Here is a 2,147-nt window from a genome sequence, read left to right on the forward strand (position 1 = left end):
CCGAGGGCTTGATGACGAACAGGTCAGCGCCGGGAACGCGACCCGAGACGTTCCCGCCGGTCCAGACGATCAGTCCGTAGCGAACCAGTTCGGAGTGCAGGCTCGCCACGTCGGCGCGCACACGGGCGATCGCTTCGCTGACGGCCCTGTCGAACTGGGCACTGTCGATTTCGGTCATCGATGAATCCTTCCGAGACACCCTCGTCATCGCGCTTGTCTGCACCGACCGGGCACGCCTGAATGTTACCGGTAACACTTCGGATCCGCCAGTCTTGACTGCTGCAGCGATGTCACCCGCGAGGTCAGGCCATCAGCGGCGCACTCGAGGCCCTGACGATGAGCTGCGCTGGAGCCGACACTGATGTAGGTCCTCCTGCCGAGGCCCCCGTGACCTCGGCGACACAGCGACGCGCATCACCGAGCACATCGACGCGAACCGTGGTGAGCGCCGGCGCATAGAACGCCGCATCCGGGTTGTCATCGAAGCCGACGACCGCGAGATCGTTCGGAACCCGGATGCCGCTCGCGGCGAGCCCTGCCATGAGCCCGAGGGCCATCTGGTCGTTCGCAGCAAGGATCGCCGTCAGTTCACCGGCCTGCACTGCGGCGGCGACCTCCGCAGCACGGTCCGCGCCGGATCGAGCTGACCAGTCTCCCCGCCACTCGTGTGTGAGGGACAGGCCGGCACGGTGGAGTCCCTCCTCGGAACCCTGGGCACGGGATGCCTCTTCCAGCCAGTCGACGGGGCCGCCGAGACGCCCGATCCGTCGGTGCCCAAGGTCTACGAGGTGTGCCGCGGCGAGCGCGGCGCCTTCGCGTTGCGCCGCCGCACCGTCGTCCGCGTGCAGCGCGGCTACCGGAACACCCAGTTCCCTCTCGCGTAGCGCGGCAACCATGCGCGCGTGTGGGGCAACGAGCACGAGCCCGTCGATGCCTTGAGCGAGCACGTGGGCTATCGCTCCGTCGATCGCGGCCGGATCGCCCGCATCCGCGTAGGCAGTCGCGATCCACAGGCCCGCCTCCCGTGCGGCTTCGGCGAGAGCCGCGATTCCCACCGTGGGGCCGTAGAGGGTGGCATCCGTGGCGATGACCCCGATGGTGCGGGTGGATGCCGTGCCGAGCGCTCGGGCGGCGTTGTTGACGCGGTAATCGAGCGCCCGCATGGCCTCGAGCACACGCATCCGCGTCTCGGGTCGGATGTTCGCGTAGTTGTTGATGACCCGCGACACCGTCTGGGTCGACACCCCCGCCAGGCGGGCGACCTCGCGCACCCCGGCAGGACGGGCCGGACGGGTGACATCGCTCATGGGCCCTCAGCGTACTGCTGAGTGCACCCAACGACGACGAGCGTCGGAGCGTTCAGAGTGCGCCGATGCGCGCTTTCAGTTGCGCCACGATCTCGGGGTCTACCTGGCCACCCGCGAAGGTCAGCACGGTGTTCACGGGCATACCCTTCGCCATTCCGACCATGGGATGGGTCGGCAGCTCGGGAACCAACTCGTCGATGATCGCCCGCGCCTCCGGGTCATCGAGCAACTGCCCGAGAGTGGTCGTGTTCAGATCGAACTTGCCAGCCATCGTGTGTTCCTCCATGGGCGAGGCGCGCACCCAAACGCGCACGCTCTCAGCTTCCCAGCGCCGGCGGCCGACGGCAACCGTCAGATCACGGAAAGGGCACTCTCCTGCTGGTGCGCGACAAGTCGCGCATACGCGCCGCCAGCCGCGAGGAGCTGGGCGTGCGTGCCGCTTTCGATAATGCGTCCCGCCTCCACGACGTGGATGACGTCGGCGGCGACGATCGTCGAAATGCGGTGCGCGATCGTCAGGGTCGTGCGGCCCTGCGCCGCGGCATCCAACGCCTGCTGCACGGTCCGTTCCGAGACGGTGTCGAGCGCGCTGGTCGCCTCATCCAGAAGGAGGACGGGTGGGTTCTTCAGCAGCACCCGCGCGATCGCGATCCGTTGCTTCTCGCCACCGGACAGGCGATAGCCCCGCTCGCCCACGATCGTGTCGTAGCCGTCGGGGAAGGACTCGATGACGTGATGAATATGCGCGCCGCGGCATGCTTCCTCGAGCTCGTCGGAAGAGGCATCCGGCTTCGCGTACAGCAGGTTCTCGCGGATCGACGCGTGGAAGAGGTAGGTCTC

The 2,147-nt window shown here is 67.7% G+C and carries 4 protein-coding genes; all 4 read right to left on the reverse strand.

The window, feature by feature from the left end; translation table 11 throughout:
- A partial coding sequence (locus Q1V87_RS09935) for a class II aldolase/adducin family protein (protein WP_366945429.1) occupies window positions 1-178 on the reverse strand: 178 nt, incomplete at its 3' end.
- Window positions 179-302: 124 nt separating this feature from the next.
- Window positions 303-1,307, reverse strand: a complete 1,005-nt coding sequence (locus Q1V87_RS09940; protein ID WP_300592150.1) for a substrate-binding domain-containing protein — start codon at window positions 1,305-1,307, stop codon at window positions 303-305.
- Between the two features lie 52 nt (window positions 1,308-1,359).
- Window positions 1,360-1,620, reverse strand: a complete 261-nt coding sequence (locus tag Q1V87_RS09945; RefSeq protein WP_300592152.1) for a hypothetical protein — start codon at window positions 1,618-1,620, stop codon at window positions 1,360-1,362.
- Window positions 1,621-1,658: 38 nt separating this feature from the next.
- A partial coding sequence (locus Q1V87_RS09950; RefSeq protein WP_300592154.1) for an ATP-binding cassette domain-containing protein occupies window positions 1,659-2,147 on the reverse strand: 489 nt, incomplete at its 5' end.

This window comes from Microbacterium sp., assembly GCF_030149085.1.
In the GTDB taxonomy this organism is placed as follows: domain Bacteria; phylum Actinomycetota; class Actinomycetes; order Actinomycetales; family Microbacteriaceae; genus Microbacterium.